The organism is Endozoicomonas sp. ALB115 (assembly GCF_049310245.1).
Lineage (GTDB): Bacteria > Pseudomonadota > Gammaproteobacteria > Pseudomonadales > Endozoicomonadaceae > Endozoicomonas.
In genome coordinates, this window is record NZ_JBLYZG010000003.1 from 136931 (window position 1) to 152825 (window position 15895).

At 51.3% G+C, this 15895-nt stretch carries 11 protein-coding genes and 1 pseudogene; 8 read left to right on the forward strand and 4 right to left on the reverse strand.

From position 1 onward, the window contains the following. Nucleotides 1-28 precede the first annotated feature (28 nt). Complete coding sequence (locus ACO6VE_RS02510; protein ID WP_422459534.1) at nt 29-712, reverse strand: YdcF family protein; 684 nt, start codon at nt 710-712, stop codon at nt 29-31. A gap of 281 nt (nt 713-993) precedes the next feature. On the opposite strand from ACO6VE_RS02510, the gene ACO6VE_RS02515 reads away from it, so the two are divergent. Then, complete coding sequence (locus ACO6VE_RS02515; RefSeq protein WP_422446613.1) at nt 994-2274, forward strand: cation:proton antiporter; 1281 nt, start codon at nt 994-996, stop codon at nt 2272-2274. A gap of 39 nt (nt 2275-2313) precedes the next feature. Here the strand turns inward: ACO6VE_RS02515 and ACO6VE_RS02520 are convergent, their stop codons facing one another. Both ACO6VE_RS02520 and ACO6VE_RS02525 read right to left on the reverse strand, forming a co-directional pair. Further along, nucleotides 2314-2829, reverse strand: coding sequence for a hypothetical protein (locus tag ACO6VE_RS02520; RefSeq protein WP_422446615.1), 516 nt, complete (start codon nt 2827-2829; stop codon nt 2314-2316). 110 nt (nt 2830-2939) lie between these two features. Beyond that, the gene (locus tag ACO6VE_RS02525; protein ID WP_422459536.1) at nt 2940-4601 is read right to left on the reverse strand and encodes a putative transporter; all 1662 of its coding nucleotides are present in this window, start codon (nt 4599-4601) and stop codon (nt 2940-2942) included. Nucleotides 4602-4874: 273 nt separating this feature from the next. On the opposite strand from ACO6VE_RS02525, the gene leuS reads away from it, so the two are divergent. Continuing rightward, nucleotides 4875-7517, forward strand: a complete 2643-nt coding sequence (gene leuS, locus ACO6VE_RS02530; RefSeq protein WP_422459581.1) for a leucine--tRNA ligase — start codon at nt 4875-4877, stop codon at nt 7515-7517. 119 nt (nt 7518-7636) lie between these two features. On the opposite strand, the gene ACO6VE_RS02535 is transcribed toward leuS, so the two are convergent. Next, nucleotides 7637-8998 carry a hypothetical protein gene (locus tag ACO6VE_RS02535; protein ID WP_422446619.1) on the reverse strand — a complete coding sequence of 454 codons (1362 nt, stop codon included), beginning with the start codon at nt 8996-8998 and terminating at the stop codon, nt 7637-7639. 360 nt (nt 8999-9358) lie between these two features. Here ACO6VE_RS02535 and ACO6VE_RS02540 point away from each other — a divergent pair, with 360 nt between their 5' ends. The 6 genes and pseudogenes from ACO6VE_RS02540 (at nt 9359) to ACO6VE_RS02565 (ending at nt 15842) form a co-directional block, all read left to right on the forward strand. Beyond that, nucleotides 9359-10639, forward strand: a complete 1281-nt coding sequence (locus ACO6VE_RS02540; RefSeq protein WP_422459538.1) for a hypothetical protein — start codon at nt 9359-9361, stop codon at nt 10637-10639. A gap of 204 nt (nt 10640-10843) precedes the next feature. After that, nucleotides 10844-11734, forward strand: a complete 891-nt coding sequence (locus ACO6VE_RS02545) for an aspartoacylase (protein WP_422446627.1) — start codon at nt 10844-10846, stop codon at nt 11732-11734. A gap of 230 nt (nt 11735-11964) precedes the next feature. Beyond that, nucleotides 11965-12964 (forward strand): annotated as a pseudogene (locus ACO6VE_RS02550) (peroxidase family protein); the annotation flags it as partial. Nucleotides 12965-13257: 293 nt separating this feature from the next. Continuing rightward, nucleotides 13258-13833, forward strand: coding sequence for a hypothetical protein (locus tag ACO6VE_RS02555; RefSeq protein WP_422459540.1), 576 nt, complete (start codon nt 13258-13260; stop codon nt 13831-13833). Beyond that, nucleotides 13830-14879, forward strand: a complete 1050-nt coding sequence (gene holA, locus ACO6VE_RS02560) for a DNA polymerase III subunit delta (protein ID WP_422446631.1) — start codon at nt 13830-13832, stop codon at nt 14877-14879. The genes ACO6VE_RS02555 and holA overlap by 4 nt, the downstream gene beginning before the upstream one ends. A 525-nt stretch (nt 14880-15404) precedes the next feature. Further along, nucleotides 15405-15842: a hypothetical protein gene (locus tag ACO6VE_RS02565; protein WP_269673074.1), complete on the forward strand. Its 438-nt coding sequence runs from the start codon at nt 15405-15407 to the stop codon at nt 15840-15842. Nucleotides 15843-15895 lie beyond the last annotated feature (53 nt).

A 15895-nucleotide genomic window follows, 5' to 3' on the forward strand; every position in this document is an offset into this window, starting at 1 on the left:
GGCTGGCCTTCGAGGTTAAACACAACACTCAGCTGCGATAGATCAGCCAGTACCATAAATACCCGGCGTACTCTCTGAAAGCACGTTCACTGTCGCTCAAATAACGGGCACTGGGCAACCATCGACTGATACGGAAAGTGTCTTTTGAGGCATTGGCCAGCATACCCGGTGCCGGAATCACATGAAAACCCGCTCGTTCAAAGCTGAGAACGGCCCTTGGCATATGCCAGCCATGGGTCACGAGTAAAACCGACTGAATATCCTCAGGCAGCATTTCACGGGCATACACTGCATTTTCCCGGGTTGTAGTACTTTGATCCTCCAACCACCGGGTTTCCACAGCAAAATCATGCTTAAGACTTTCTGCCATGGTGGCTGCTTCCGGTCGGAAACCGCCACCACTGACCATAACCGGCAGCTCAGTCTGACGGCTCAGCCATGCGCCATAACGGAGTCGCTCCAGGGTATACATAGAAGGGCGAAAGCCTGACATCTCGGGGCTGATACGAGGTAAACCACCACCAAGAATCACCACTGCCTGAGGCTCTACAGGTTGTGTTTGCCCCGGCGTAAAGACCGGGTAACGCTCAAGACTGCGAATAAGCAGCGATGAAACCGGCTGGGTTGAGAACAGATAAAGAATGACCAGTGCCAGCCAGGCAATCCATGACTTAAAAATCAGTCCCATTATGATCAGCCAAATCAGCAACATGAAAAAAGGAGTCCATTTGTTTTTCTAGGAGCCTGTCGGACTTAAGCGTCCGTCTAGGCGACCCCGTAGCGAGGATTGCGAGAAATTGAGGATGAAAATTTCTGCTTCTGAGGAGAATAGCGGGGCTATTTGACGAAGAAGCAGGAATTTTTAGACCAATTTATCGCAACCGCACGACTGCATGGATGCAGGAGCTAGGGCAACGCAGGAGCAGTTGCCGCGTAGGACAGTCTTAAGTCCGACAGGCTCCTAGCCCCACAGGCCGGAAAGGGAAAACTTTAGTGACGGCACGTTATTGTGACACGCTCATTGAAAATCGGACAATCCCAACCCGTTTGATCAACTATCCTGAACAGTCCCATAGTTTTAACGATAAGGTTTACGCTGTGCAAGGACCGTTTGAGCATCTTGTTCTGGAAATGGCAGTCATCTTTGGTGGTGCATCGTTACTGGGCACCCTGTTTGTCTGGCTGAAACAACCCATTATTCTCGCTTATATAGGCCTTGGTATGCTGATTGGTCCCCAGGGTCTGAATGTGGTCATGGATGATGGACATATTGAAGCGATCTCCACCATGGGGATTATTCTGTTGATGTTTCTGCTGGGGTTACACCTGCACCCCAGAAACCTGCTCAAACAGTTAAAACAAACGGCGCTGGTAACCTTTCTCTGCCTGAGCGTTGTTGGTGCCATGATCTGTGCCACTCTTGCCCTGCTCTTTGATTTTTCATTGACAGAAGCGTTGATCGCTGGCCTGTCTCTTGCCTTTTCCAGTACCGTACTCAGTTTAAAGCTGATCCCTACCACAACACTGCACCATAAGAGAACCGGTGAAGTGATGATCAGTATTCTGCTGTTTGAAGATATTCTGGCCATTCTGACCATTCTGATTCTTTACAGCAGCAACGGTGGGGCCCATATCGAAGCGCTATTACTGCCGTTGAAAACCTGTGCATTTGCCCTGGGGGCCTGGTGTTTTGTCCGATACGTCCTGCTACCGCTAATGGGGCGTTTTGACATTATCTCTGAGTATATTTTTCTGGTGTCTCTGGGCTGGTGCCTGACAGCAGCTCAACTGGCGGAGTCTTTTGGTCTGTCCCATGAGATCGGGGCTTTTATTGCCGGAGTCAGTATTGCTACATCGCCAATCTCACTGATTATTGCCGAGGGTTTGAAACCGTTGAGGGAGTTCTTTCTGATTCTGTTTTTCTTTTCGGTTGGAGCCCAGTTTGAACCGATGCTGAAAAGCCATCTGCTGATGGCTATTCTATTGACGTCAACGATCGTATTAATTGCCAAGCCCATACTGTTTAAATATCTGCTGAAGCATCTGGCAGGCGAACGACACGATAATGCGGCAGAAATGGGGTTACGTTTGGGGCAGAGCAGTGAATTCTCACTACTCCTGGCCTACGGAGCCATGACGGCAGGAAGAATCCAGCAGGAGACCGCATTACTGATCGAAGGGGCGGCAATTCTGACCTTTATAGTTTCTACGTACCTGGTGGTATTCAGACTGCCAACACCGATATCCCCCAGCAATGAGTTAAGAAGTGATTGAAACTCTGCTGAGTTTTTAATGCCACAAAGAGGCATTGGATTAAATAACAAAAAAGAATATACCTTCATGTTCAAACGACCGGGAGTTCGGAGACAATTCACCCGGATCATTAGCAATTTGAGCCTCACTGAGCGAACCATTAGCGGGGTTTATCTGGTCTTCGATGTGTTGATCAACAGCCGGGTGGTCTCTGATGTGTTGATCAACATCTGACAGCAGGGCTTTCTGGTTACAATTGCTAAAGGGGCAGAGAACAATCAGGTTATCCAGAAACATCCTCGTTTCTATACTGTAGCTGGTTAATGTTTTGCCGGTAACGACAATACCATCGCAATTATGCTCACCTATTGCTAATGAATCGTTATTATCTATGCAAGGTTGGCAGATCGTATGATGACAACCATCAATTTTCCTGCCGTTGTAGGTGATATTCCTGCATTGAATGCATTCCAGGCTTCTCAGTGCGGATATCTGCGATGAATCATTGCTAAAGGCAACATCTACCTGTTGACCTGAGGGTGTGATCACTGAAAAGGACTGTAAAACGCCAGGCATAATCTGAGTTCCTCTAGATCCTCTGAAACAACAATCGGTTATGTTTTCTGGTACTAAGACGGCTTTGACCATTACCAGCGCTGTTTAGTTCCAACCCTCAGGACAGTTCCTTACATCAGCCCCCACAGCAACACTGCCAGTATCTGCGGCGACAAAATTCTCAAACACATCACCAGCGGATAAACCGTTGCGTAGGACAGTGCCGCCGCTCCGGACTTTTCATGCAGACTGTTGGCAAAGGCCAGCGCAGGCGGGTCCGTCATGGAACCTGCCAGCAGGCCACAGAGGCTCAAATAGTTAAGCCCACCAAACATACGGCTGGCAATACCGATCACCAGCAACGGCACCAGGGTGATCACTGCGCCGTAGAGCATCCATTGCACACCATCCCCATGCACCAGGATATCCACAAAGTTTTCCCCGGACTTTAAACCAACCACGGCCAGAAACAGAACAATACCAATCTCCCGCAACGCCAGGTTGGCACTGGGCGGCATAAACCAATATAAACGACCAATACTGCCTATTCGGCCAAGAATCAACGCCACCAGCAGAGGTCCACCGGCCAGCCCCAGCTTGAGCGCCGCAGGCAGGCCCGGGATCGTCAGGGGCACAGAGCCCAGCAGAATCCCCAGGCCAATACCAATAAACACCGGCATCATCTGAACCTGTTGCAGCTTCTGCTGGGCATTGCCCACCTGATTGGCCACCGCATCAATCGACTCAGGGCGACCAACCAGGTTGAGAATATCACCAAACTGCAACGTCGCGTCCCGGTTGGGCACCAGCTCCACACCGGAGCGGTTCAGGCGGGAAACCACCACGTCATAACGCTGTTTGAATTTCAGGTCGATCAGCTTTTTACCCAGCACCTTCTCATTGGTTACCACCACCCGGGAAGTTCTGAGCTCCGTTCCTTTTGTGGTCAGGGACGCGTCTACCTCTTCGCCGAGAATAAGGCAGGCATTCTGCAATTTCTGCCGACTGCCAACCAGGTGGAGAATATCCCCCAGCGCCACTGTTGTATTGCCTTTGGGGACAACCAGTTCTTCCCCTCGCTTCAGTCGGGAACAGACCAGTTCTCCGTCATTCAGCCCCGGAACATCCTGAAGCGCCAGGCCATCAATATTCGGGTTTCGAATGGCCACATTGATGGTATACAGGCTTTCCTTTCCGGTACCGGACACTTTCTCAAAGGCTTCCGCTTCCTGGTCAACGTCTATTTTGAACAGTCGCCGGATAAACCACATGCTCAGCAGAATGCCACAAATACCGAACGGATAAGCCACCGCATAAGCAGAACCTGGCAGGGCCAGCATGCTCTCTGGCGTGCCCAGCTCGGCCAGAATGCCGGTGCCCGCCGCCAGAGAAGGCGTATTCGTCACAGCGCCCGAATAGATCCCCAGGACAACGGGCAGGGGAACATCAAACATCAGATGAAGCACGGTGGCCACCACCCCGCCCAGCAGTACCAGCCCTGCGGCAAAGGCATTCAGTTTCAGACCGCTGCTTTTCAGCGATGAAAAGAAACCCGGCCCCACCTGAATCCCGATGGTGTAAACAAACAGAATCAGGCCAAACTCCTTGATGTACTCCAGTGTGTGGCTGTCCAGATGGATATCCATCTGATAGACAAAGTGCCCCACCAGAATACCCCCGAACAGCACGCCACCTATGCCCATACCGATGCCACGGATGCGCCAGTTACCTATCCACAGGCCCAGCACGGCCACCAGCGACAGGATCGATATGGATATCGCGATATCGCTCATTATGTTTTCCAGAACGTGAGAATGAATGATGAAGATTAAAAAAGGATCGTCACCTTACCAAACACTGACAGTCAGGCCGGATGATATAGATCAATACGGGACAATCTGTGTTGATAAATCATCAGGAAAAGTGCAGTTGCGCAGGCAGTGTTGTATCCTTGCGGGTTATTAGTTCCCCTGACTCTTTGATTGGTTTTCCACAAAGCTTTTCTCACCGGACTGCTTTCAGAAAAGCATCAAAGCGATCCTTTACATGAAGCCCGTTGAGCGATGATGGAAGAGCATTACCAACCGCATCAGATTGAGAGCGAAGCCCAGAAATTCTGGGAAGACAATGACAGCTTTGCTGTCACCGAAGGCACTTCAGAAGGCTCTTCACAAGAGAAGGGCAAAGAAAAGTACTACTGCCTCTCCATGTTCCCGTACCCCAGTGGCCGACTGCACATGGGGCACGTTCGTAACTACACCATTGGTGATGTGATTTCACGCTACCAGCGTATGCGCGGCAAGAATGTCCTGCAGCCCATGGGCTGGGATGCCTTTGGTCTGCCTGCCGAAAATGCCGCCATCAAAAACAAGACGGCACCAGCTCCCTGGACCTACGAAAACATTGATTACATGAAAGGCCAGCTCAAGCGCCTGGGTTTCGGCTATGACTGGAACCGTGAGCTGGCAACCTGTAAGCCGGATTACTACAAATGGGAGCAATGGTTCTTCACCCAGCTCTACGAAAAAGGCCTGGTATACAAAAAAATGGCCACCGTTAACTGGTGTCCAAACGACGCCACCGTACTGGCCAACGAGCAGGTTGAAGATGGCCGCTGCTGGCGTTGTGATACGGTCGTAGAACGCAAAGAACTGCCCCAGTGGTTTGTCAAAATCACCGCCTACGCCGATGAACTGCTGGCCGACCTCGATAAACTCGAGCACTGGCCAGAGCAGGTCAAGGCCATGCAGCGCAACTGGATTGGCCGCTCCGAAGGCGTACAGATGACCTTCAAGGTTGCCAATGGGCCTGGCGCTGCTGCGGGTGAGAGCGCCCCTGAGGAGTTCAAGGTTTACACCACCCGACCAGATACCCTGATGGGCGTGACCTACGTGGGCATTGCCTCAGAGCACCCATTGGCCAAAGCGGCAGCGGCCAATAACCCTGCCCTTGCCACCTTCATCCATGACTGCAAATCCAATGCCGTGACTGAAGCCGAAATGGCCACCATGGAAAAGGTCGGTGTCGATACCGGCATCCGGGCCATTCACCCAATCACGGGTCGTGAAGTACCCGTATGGGCGGCCAACTTTGTACTGATGGATTACGGTACCGGTGCAGTGATGGCCGTTCCCGGCCATGACCAGCGGGACTACGAGTTTGCCACCCGTTTTGGTCTGCCCATCGAACAGGTTATCGAGCCGGCCAATGGCGAAGCCATTGACCTTGGCGCAGCGGCTTTTACGGACAAGGGTAAGCTGGTGAACTCCGGTGAGTTTGACGGCCTGAGCTCAGAAGAGGCGTTCAATGCCATCGCCGACCGCCTGATTGCAGAAGGCAAAGGTGAGCGTCAGGTGAACTATCGCCTGCGTGACTGGGGTGTCAGCCGTCAGCGTTACTGGGGGGCACCAATCCCGATGCGCTACCTGGAAGATGGTACTGAGGTTCCTGTTCCCCTGGAGGATCTGCCGGTGCTGCTGCCAGAAGACGTGGAAATGGACGGGGTTCAGTCACCCATCAAAGCCGATCCCGAGTGGGCAAAAACCACCCACAACGGCCAGCCTGCCACCCGTGAGACTGATACCTTTGATACCTTCATGGAGTCCAGCTGGTACTACGCCCGCTACTGCTCGCCACAGTCTGATGACCAGATGCTGAACCCTGAGCAGGCTAACTACTGGCTGCCGGTGGATCAGTACATTGGTGGTATTGAACATGCGGTGATGCACCTGCTCTACTCCCGTTTCTATCACAAGCTGCTGCGTGATGCCGACCTGGTCGACAGCGATGAGCCGTTCAAGCGACTGCTCTGCCAGGGCATGGTACTGGCTGACACCTTCTACAAGCTTGATGAAAAAGGCGTCAAACAGTGGCTTGCCCCGACCGATGTCGACAGCGAGTTTGACGACAAAGGACGTCTGGTTAAGGCTACCCTGAAAGCAACCGGTGAAGTGGTTGAACATGCGGGCATGAGCAAGATGTCCAAATCGAAAAACAACGGTATCGACCCGCAGGACCTGATTGATCAGTACGGTGCCGACACGATCCGTCTCTACACCATGTTCGCTGCGCCACCGGAGCAAACCCTGGAGTGGTCTGAAAGCGCTGTAGAAGGTGCCAACCGTTTCCTGCGTCGCTTCTGGAAGCAGGCCGCAGAGCATATTGCCGGTGGTGCTGTGGCCGCTCTTGATCTGCACGCTCTGACCAAAGAGCAAAAGGATCTGCGCCGTAAAGTGCATGAAACCATCAACAAGGTTTCTGATGACTGTGAGCGCCGCCTGACCTTCAATACCGCCATTGCCGCGATCATGGAGTTGAACAACGCCATCAGCAAGTTCCAGGTGTGCCATGCACAAAGTCAGGATCGCGCCGTCATGCGCGAAGCCATTGAAGCCACTACACTGATGCTGGCACCGATCGCACCTCATGCCATGCACAGCATTTGGCAGGCTTTGGGTCACTCTGAGCCGGTACTGGATGCTCCATGGCCAATAGCGGACGAGGAAGCGCTGAAGAAAGAGGCCATCACCCTGGTGGTTCAGGTCAATGGTAAGGTGCGGGCAAAACTGGAAGTACCGGCAGGCCTGGATAAAGACGCCATTGAGAAGCTTGCTCTGGAGCATGAAAACGTCAGCAAATTTACCGATGGTCTGACAGTCCGCAAGGTGATTGTGGTTCCCGGTAAACTGGTGAATATTGTTGCCAATTAATCGCAAGGTAGCGGACATCCTTCCGGAAAAATCATAAAGGGGCAAACGCCCCTTTATTTTTCGCCCTAAAAATGGGAAGTCAGGGCAAGAGTTTGTTTTTCCCGGACAGGCTATTTCCTTTATTCGTCATCATCAAAAGGCTCATCATCGAATAAAAAGGGTGACCCTTCCCTTTCTTTTTCTTCCTCTTCTTCACGTTCTTTCCTGCTTTTCCTTTTCCTATCAGACCGATTCAAAGGATTTGGAGTTAGATTAGGTAAAATAATGGGAGGCGGCTGCTTTTGACCACTTTCCACAGCCAGTGGTGGTTGTGCTGCGATATTGGCCAACCCCATTGAAGCAAGCAACTGGTTTAACGAACCCATTGCCTGCGCGGAACTGATAGGGGTTGCACTGTTATTGACACCGATATTGATACTGGTGCCGACCTTGTTACCTGACTCAGGGCGAACAGCTTCATTTGCGCTCTTGCTCCCCGGGGAAACAGGCCCTTCCCCGTTTTTCAGCCTGTTCTCGCCATGCCCATTATGCACCCCGGACTTTGCTGGTGCAGATAATCCATCATGCTCCACCCCGCAGCCAAGCCCATTAGCTACCCCCGGCTTTAATAACTCCGAGAGGTATTGCCGGTTAACAAGGGCAAGTCCTTTTTCAGGGGCAATTTCACCAGCAATACCAGCTTTGGTGGCGTACTGATTTAAAAGAGAGTCAACTTCTTGCAATAAAGCAGAGTCTGTCACTGAGTTAGCATCTTTTAAAGCCAGCGACAGCTTCTCCGCCAATCTGGATAACTCCATCGCTTTCTGAATATCTTCCGGACGCCCCTGCAACATGAGATTGTTAATAAGGTTACCTAACAGTTCACTGATTGAATGTCGTTGAGACAAGGGCACCCTGCCCCCCTGGGACGCTGCGTGATCCTCAGGCTCCCCCTGTCCGCCATCAATGATCTGAACACTGCCCCCCGTTAACAGGGCAATCAGTTGTGCTACTTTTGTAATCACCTCAATGATCATTTGCGCTGACGGGCTTTCAGTCAGGTCAGGTCCACAGACCACAACATGCAGTGCAGGTGGTGTGGTAAAGAGAGAGGCAATCGACCTGTCGGGTAAGGCCGTCCAGGCAGTCAATAACCTGTTACCCGAGGCCGCATTGCTGATAAAAGCTGGCTGTGAAACCGCAACTGGCATAAAAGGCGGCGCTGTCAGCGAAGATGGTGTCTGCGGGCACCGGCTTGTAACGTTCCTCTCAATAACCGTTCTTAACTCACTTCCTAATGGCCTGGCAAAAATCCTGTTTTGAACAGTCCGCAGCTCCCAACGCTCCACCAGCCGCACCTGCCTGGAGTTACCCATAGCATCGGTAACATACAGATTCTTTTCTTTGGTCAGTTCAGTGCAGCTGACATTGGCTGTTTGGGCGGAATTGGGCAAATCCGGCGGCATGGATGCCGCTAATTGCATGGATACAGCTTCTGCCATGGGGCCTCCTGCTTAGCCTGAAGCAAAGAATGCACTCTGCCATCATATTGAGTTAATTATTATTTGTTCCTTTAGAAGTATGACACTGAAAATCCGGATAAGTTCCGGCATGGTGGGGCGGCCAGCCTCCCGGAACCTGACAACAATCAGTAAAGTCCATCCGCCAAACGGGAGCTGAACCTATCAAAGAGGACTCTGGCTTCCCTTGTGAATTGCTGGCAAAATTCCTGACCATATAAGATTTTATGGATAATTCAGAGTGATGAAGTGCTTCGCTTGTTAAAAGGACTTACGCTTGTCACAATTCTGGCAGCCGTTATTTTGCCGGGAATCAGGTACTTTTTATCCAGTAAAATCACCTTGATGGTAAATCAATGGGTCGCCAGCCTCTCTCCTTATGCCCGTGTCAGCTATGAGAAAATTGATATAGGCCTGAGCGGCACTATCAAGCTGCACAATGCAACGATGGATCTACCATCCGGCCAGCAGCCCAGACTGGAAATACAGCGAATATCCCTGCGCTTTCCAGAGCTTTATGGACTGTACCAGCCAGCCTTAACCGGTGATTACTCTCTGATACCGCAATCCCTGACTGTAGAGCTGCAGGGCATGAACTTATTTTTTCTGGACCACCCTCACCTGGAAGCCCATTTTTCCAAAAGGAATGAGTCATTAAACAGCCTTGCCGGAGCTTGTCATGACCAGCGTCTCTTTGGCCCTGCACAGCTTGAATCAATGGGTTATACCTCTGCCAATTTAGTCAATCTCGGACTCCGATATCAATTCCATGACTTCAACCAAACGCTTGACCTTACCATTGAAAGCGAAATTCAGGGGTTGGGATTTACTACGTTGGGCCTGTCCATCGATAACCTGAGCCATCTTGACCGGGCAGCATTCAAAACCGAAACTGCGGGACTGAAGCAACTTTCTTTCTGGTATCAGGATGATGGGTATATAAGCCGGAAAGTCAGGTTCTGCGCTCAACGCTCTGGTGTTTCAACGGCTGAGTATGTTGCCCGGGAAGTATCACGGGAGAATCAATACTACGCAGCATTATGGGGCATTATTCCGGGTGATTCTATTCGAGAGGCATACCAGGACTTCCTCAACAATCCAGAGACCGTTTCCATTAGCCTGGAATTTCAATCCCCGTTTCTTTTCAACCGGCAGTACCGGGAAGATGACGTTCCGGTGCTCAGCCAGCGCTCTGTATCGATTAACAATAGCGAGATCATTGCGCCAATACTCACGGTTGTTCCGGGGGAGATAAGTAAAAAAGTGGGTGATCTGCAGGCCATACTGTTTAGCAACGTCGAATTGCCGGAAGTAGACGGGCGCAGGGCAAACCCCGTATCTGAACCCTATGATGACCAATCAGCCTCCCTGCCTGAACAGGAAATAGACCTGAGAGCAGTGTATGTGGGTCAGCATATCCGTTACCAGCCTGTGGAGCTGACCAGTCTGACTGAAGGTGAGCTGCGGCAAATCAGAATTACCCTGAGCAATGGACGCCAGTACGAGGGCATTATTAACAGCCTCAGTGACAGTGAGCTTCAGCTTAAAAGCCAGCAGGCAGGAGGTGAACTGGTTCTCCCGATAAAACTTGAAAGAATTGTTCAACTTGAAATAAAAATGTAAACGCCGGGAATGATTCCCGGCACAGTAAAACTGGCGTAAACACCAGACTATAACTACTCTCAGCTAGAAATCCCTCCCGGAAGTATCATTTAACCAATGGTTAAGATTGGGTAAAACACATCACGCATACGCTGTTCATTGATAACAAATGCAGCCAGGCAGTCATAAAAAATCAGATAAACAATTGCACTGCCAGAGAGGTTAATGATGAAAAATGGCAACCATCAGATCATTGAAAAAGTCACTATTATTGGTGGAACCCACGGCAATGAATACATCGGCCCCTACTTCATAAGTAAGGCAGAGCAAGTGGGGATTTTTCAGGATAATGCCCTGGAAGTGGCAACGCTCCTTGCCAATCCGGAAGCCTTTGCCCGGGCAAGGCGGTTTATTGATCAGGATTTGAACCGCTCATTTTCTGACCGGGTTCTCACCGGCACTCAAGACGCCCATGAGTGTCAGCGGGCAAGAGAAATCGCCCGACACTTATCTCAGGATGCCATAGGCCAGCACTTCCTGGTTGATCTCCACAGTACCACCGCCAATATGGGCATTACCCTGATCGTCAGAAATAGTGAGCCACTTAACCTTCACACTGCGGCTTATGTGCAGAAAAATATTCCCGAAGCCCGGATCCTGCTCAGCGATGTTGACCATAGTCAGCACCCGTCTTTAAACAGCATTTCACGTTTTGGTATTGTGATTGAGGTTGGTCCCTTAGCCAATGCCGTGCTTCGTCATGACCTCTTTGAAACCACCGAGAAAGTGGTGGATCTGGTCGTTAAGTTCCTGACTCTGTGCAAAACTCGCCAGGAACCTAAACTTCCTGACGCCGTGACGGTATTCAGGTTCAGGGAAAAAGTACCTTACCCCAGAAATGAACAAGGGAATCTGACCGCAATGGTTCACAAAGACCTTCAGGATCGGGACTATCGCCTGCTAGAAACCAATCACCCCATTTTTATGACATTTCAGGGTGATGACATCCGATATTCCGGGGAACCTGGCTATCCGGTATTTATTAATGAGGCCGCTTACTACCTTGAAGATACGGCTTTCATCATCACCGACAAAGTTGAAGTCTCACTGGATTGAACATCTATTGATCTAACGATGCTCACTTTCCTTTTCTGAAGCAGAAGCCGCAGGCGGCTAACCACCAGCAATCAGTACACCCACCTGAAAAACACGACCCCCCCCCCCCGAAAATCATCAAACGGGCTTCGTAAAATACTGATAGAAAAGAAGAAATATTGACATAAATTAAAACAACAACACGCAAGTCAAATAATGTCTCCGATTTAATCCACATGAAGAACCGGACAATGAATAAACCCCACTCTGGAAAATGCCCTGTTATGCACGGTGTGGTAACAGAGAGCGGCAAGTCGAATGTTGACTGGTGGCCAAAAACCCTGAACCTCGACATTCTGCATCAACATGACCAAAAAACTGACCCGATGGCACCGGAGTTTAACTATCGGGAAGCGGTGAAAACTCTCGACTTTGCAGGCCTGAAGCAAGACCTTAAAGATCTGATGACCAACTCCCAGCAGTGGTGGCCTGCCGACTGGGGACACTACGGCGGCCTGATGGTGCGTATGTCCTGGCATGCTTCCGGTACTTACCGTATTGCCGATGGCCGTGGCGGTGGCAGTACCGGTAACCAGCGTTTTGCACCGCTGAATTCCTGGCCCGATAACGCCAACCTGGACAAAGCCCGTCGTCTATTATGGCCGATCAAGAAAAAGTACGGTAACAAACTGAGCTGGGCTGACCTGCTGGCTTATGCAGGCACTGTCGCTTATGAATCCATGGGGCTGAAGACCTTTGGCTTCGCTTTCGGCCGGGAAGATATCTGGCACCCTGAAAAAGATATCTATTGGGGCTCGGAAGAAGAGTGGCTGAAGCCAAGCACTGAAGAAGAGTCCGGCCGGTGCCTGGCAATATGAGCCCATTAACATTGCCGAAGAAGACAAGCCTGTGGATGTGGAAGACCCATCCATCCGCTACAACCCCATCATGACCGATGCGGATATGGCGCTGAAGGTGGATCCGGAATATCGCAAGATTTCCGAACGCTTCCGTGATGACCACGCCTACTTCTCCGACGTGTTTGCCCGTGCCTGGTTCAAGCTGACCCACCGGGATATGGGACCACAAACCCGTTACATCGGCCCGGATGCACCACAGGAAGCGCTGATCTGGCAAGACCCGGTACCTGCAGGCAAGACCGATTACGATGTGGCTGCGCTCAAGGCCAGAATTGCCGCCAGCGGCCTGAGCAACAGCGATATGATCACTACGGCCTGGGACAGCGCCCGTGTTGACCTGGTATTTGGTTCCAACTCAATTCTGCGAGCTTACGCAGAAGTGTACGCCCAAGACGATAATCAGGAAAAATTCGTTCGTGACTTTGTCGCCGCCTGGACCAAAGTGATGAATGCTGATCGATTTGACCTGGCTTAATCGCAACACCTGCTAAAACCCGATACACACGCCGCATTCATTGCGGCGTGTTTTTTTCTCAAAGCCAATTTTCTTTTTTCTGCTTACCGCCGTCATGGTAGAGTTACAGGTCGAATTTGAACACTTGAAGCATCATTGCTGGAGAGATCATGACCTACCCCTTTCGTTCAGTGAGCACGCTGACCTTGCTGCTGTTAACCAGCCTGTTAACGGCCTGTGGCTTCCATCTGAGAGGCGTAATGAGTACTGCCAGTGAAGTCAGCCAACTGTCCATCACCGGCAATGATCCTGTCTATATTCGCTCCCTCTCCAGAGCGATGGAACGCAGTGGCATCGATATCAGCGAGACGGCTCCATGGCGCATCAACATCATCCGCGTTGAACGTGATACGGATCAGCAGACCGTTGCCAGTGCGGGCTATTTTGAGCAGAGAATTGCCATGCAGGTGGTTTACCAGTTACAAACCGCCTCTGGCCTGCCGCTGTTTGCTCCGGTTCAGTTAACCCGCGAACGTTACATCACCCAGAACCAGGATGCGCCGAATGCGGCGGAATCCGAACAAGGGATTATCCTTTCTGAGCTACAGCAGGAACTGGTTACCACAACCCTGCGCCGGATTCACAGCCTGTCTGAAAATGAGCTGTCAGCGGCCGCTGAACAAGCCAGGGCTGCGGCGCAAGCCCAGATGGAGAACACTGAATCCAGCCGGAACCCTCTGCCTTGAAGCTTCGTATTGACCAACTGGGTGCACAGCTGAAGAAACAGCTGGCACCTGTCTACATCGTCAGCGGTGATGAACCGCTTCAGGTTGCCCGGTGCTGTGATCAAATTCGCCAATATGCCAGGGACACCGGGTTTTCCGAGCGCCATGTTTATCATGTTGAAAACGGCTTTGACTGGGGGGATTTTCTCAGCACGGCCAACAGCCTGTCGCTGTTTGCCCAGAAGCAGATTCTTGAGCTGCGAATACCCAATGGCAAGCCCGGAGATGCAGGCAGTAAAGCGCTGCTGGAATACCTCAGCCACCCCTCACCGGACAATCTGCTGCTGATGATCACGGATCGTCTGGACAATACCCTGCAAAAATCAAAATGGTTCAAGGCGCTGGAACAGGCCGGGGTATTTATTCCCATCTGGCCAATCGAATCCGGACAGCTACCAGGCTGGCTCGCTCAACAGCTTAAAGTGGATGGCTACCGGGCAACCCCGGACGCCCTGAGCCTGATAGCCGAGCGTGTGGAAGGGAATCTTCTGGCGGCATCCCAGGAACTGGAAAAGCTCAAGCTTCTGGCCAGGGATAAAACCATTGATGAAGCTACTGTGCGAGAAGCGGTGTCGGACAGCGCCCGATACGATGTGTTCCAACTGCTGGACAGCGCCCTGGACGGCAATATCAAACAGTGTGTGCGCATCCTGGGCATTCTGAAAGGTGAGGGCATTGAGCCTCCGATCATTCTCTGGGCTCTGGCCAGGGAGATACGCCTGCTTAGCCATCTGAGCCGACAGCTATCCCGGGGGATGGCAAGGGATCTGGCCATTGAACAATCCGCTAAAGCGCTGGGGTTCGTGCCATTTATGCTCAAGCGCAGGTCATCACTGCTGGAAAAGGCCATTCGCCGGAGCAGCGAGCGAAACCTGCGTCAGATGCTGCTGGATACAGGAAAGATTGATCGTTGTATCAAAGGGTTAGAGAAAGGTAACGCTTGGGATAAACTGCTGACCCTGACCCTGAATCTGGCAGGTTTACCCCCTATTCAGGTCATCAAGTGACTCCAGAAAGTAGCCAGTACATGGTTTCAATGAGTTTGACGGGTTGTCGTGCCTCCGCACTCCGTTCGTCCTGAGCCTGTCGAAGTATCCATCATAGGGCCTAAAGGCGGAAACTCCGGACTCTGATAGATCGTGCCAAGCACCCTTCGACTCCGCTCAGGGTGAACGGAGATTGTGCACGTCAAACTCATTGAAACCATGCACTAGTGCAGAAAAGCGTTAATACCCGTACACCCCGTTCATCCTGAAGCTTGTCGAAGGATGGTGCAACCGTACTTCGACAAGCTTCACGATGAACGGGGGGGCGCTGTTCAGTAATATCTCCGTTCACCCTGAGCGGAGTCGAAGGGTGATTGGCACGGTCTTCGTTGTTGGTTCGGAGTCCACATCCTTCGACAGGCCTCAGCACGAACAGCATGGGTATCAACGCTAAGCTGCACCAGGAGCTGTCGGCGAACATGACATGGAACCTAATCTGGTACGCACGGTCTAAAAGTTAAAACAATGTTTAAGGGACTATGCAGTATGAACAGATCATTTCTTGTTAAAAAGCCATCACTGGACGGCAAATTCTGGTGGGATAACAACAATATTCCCGGCTACCTGATGAATTCGGACATCGAAAAGGCGCTTGCTACCTTTCGCCGGATAAAGGAGTTTCAGTACATTGAGTTCAATCAGGGCAGGCCTACTTATGTGTTTTTGATGGAAGACGTGTGCCCACATACCCCCTACGATAAGGTAATGGTCTCCATTACTGACCGGGGCGATATGAAATATGTCTTTGTATACAACGACCCCCGGCCAGAAGAGCGGTGGTGGATCGTTTATCAGCCCATTAATGAATCAGGAGTGCCGATTAGCACTGAACGCTGTGTCGGCTGGTTTATTGATGAGTATGCCGCGCTGGAAAAAGCCAGGGATGTCCTTGCCAAACCGGACAGAACCAGCAAAGTTAATTAAAAGACCGCTGGCAAAGCACTATACTTCGCAGCCAATACAACATCACAACACAT

What these genes read in the sequence shown, in the direction of transcription:
- ACO6VE_RS02535 (WP_422446619.1), bottom strand. Translation starts at nt 8,998, where the DNA reads ATGGCAGAAGCTGTATCCATGCAATTAGCGGCATCCATGCCGCCGGAT.
- ACO6VE_RS02520 (WP_422446615.1), bottom strand. Translation starts at nt 2,829, where the DNA reads ATGCCTGGCGTTTTACAGTCCTTTTCAGTGATCACACCCTCAGGTCAA.
- ACO6VE_RS02510 (WP_422459534.1), bottom strand. Translation starts at nt 712, where the DNA reads ATGTTGCTGATTTGGCTGATCATAATGGGACTGATTTTTAAGTCATGG.
- ACO6VE_RS02555 (WP_422459540.1), top strand. Translation starts at nt 13,258, where the DNA reads ATGACCTACCCCTTTCGTTCAGTGAGCACGCTGACCTTGCTGCTGTTA.
- ACO6VE_RS02565 (WP_269673074.1), top strand. Translation starts at nt 15,405, where the DNA reads ATGAACAGATCATTTCTTGTTAAAAAGCCATCACTGGACGGCAAATTC.
- ACO6VE_RS02525 (WP_422459536.1), bottom strand. Translation starts at nt 4,601, where the DNA reads ATGAGCGATATCGCGATATCCATATCGATCCTGTCGCTGGTGGCCGTG.
- ACO6VE_RS02545 (WP_422446627.1), top strand. Translation starts at nt 10,844, where the DNA reads ATGATGAAAAATGGCAACCATCAGATCATTGAAAAAGTCACTATTATT.
- leuS (WP_422459581.1), top strand. Translation starts at nt 4,875, where the DNA reads ATGGAAGAGCATTACCAACCGCATCAGATTGAGAGCGAAGCCCAGAAA.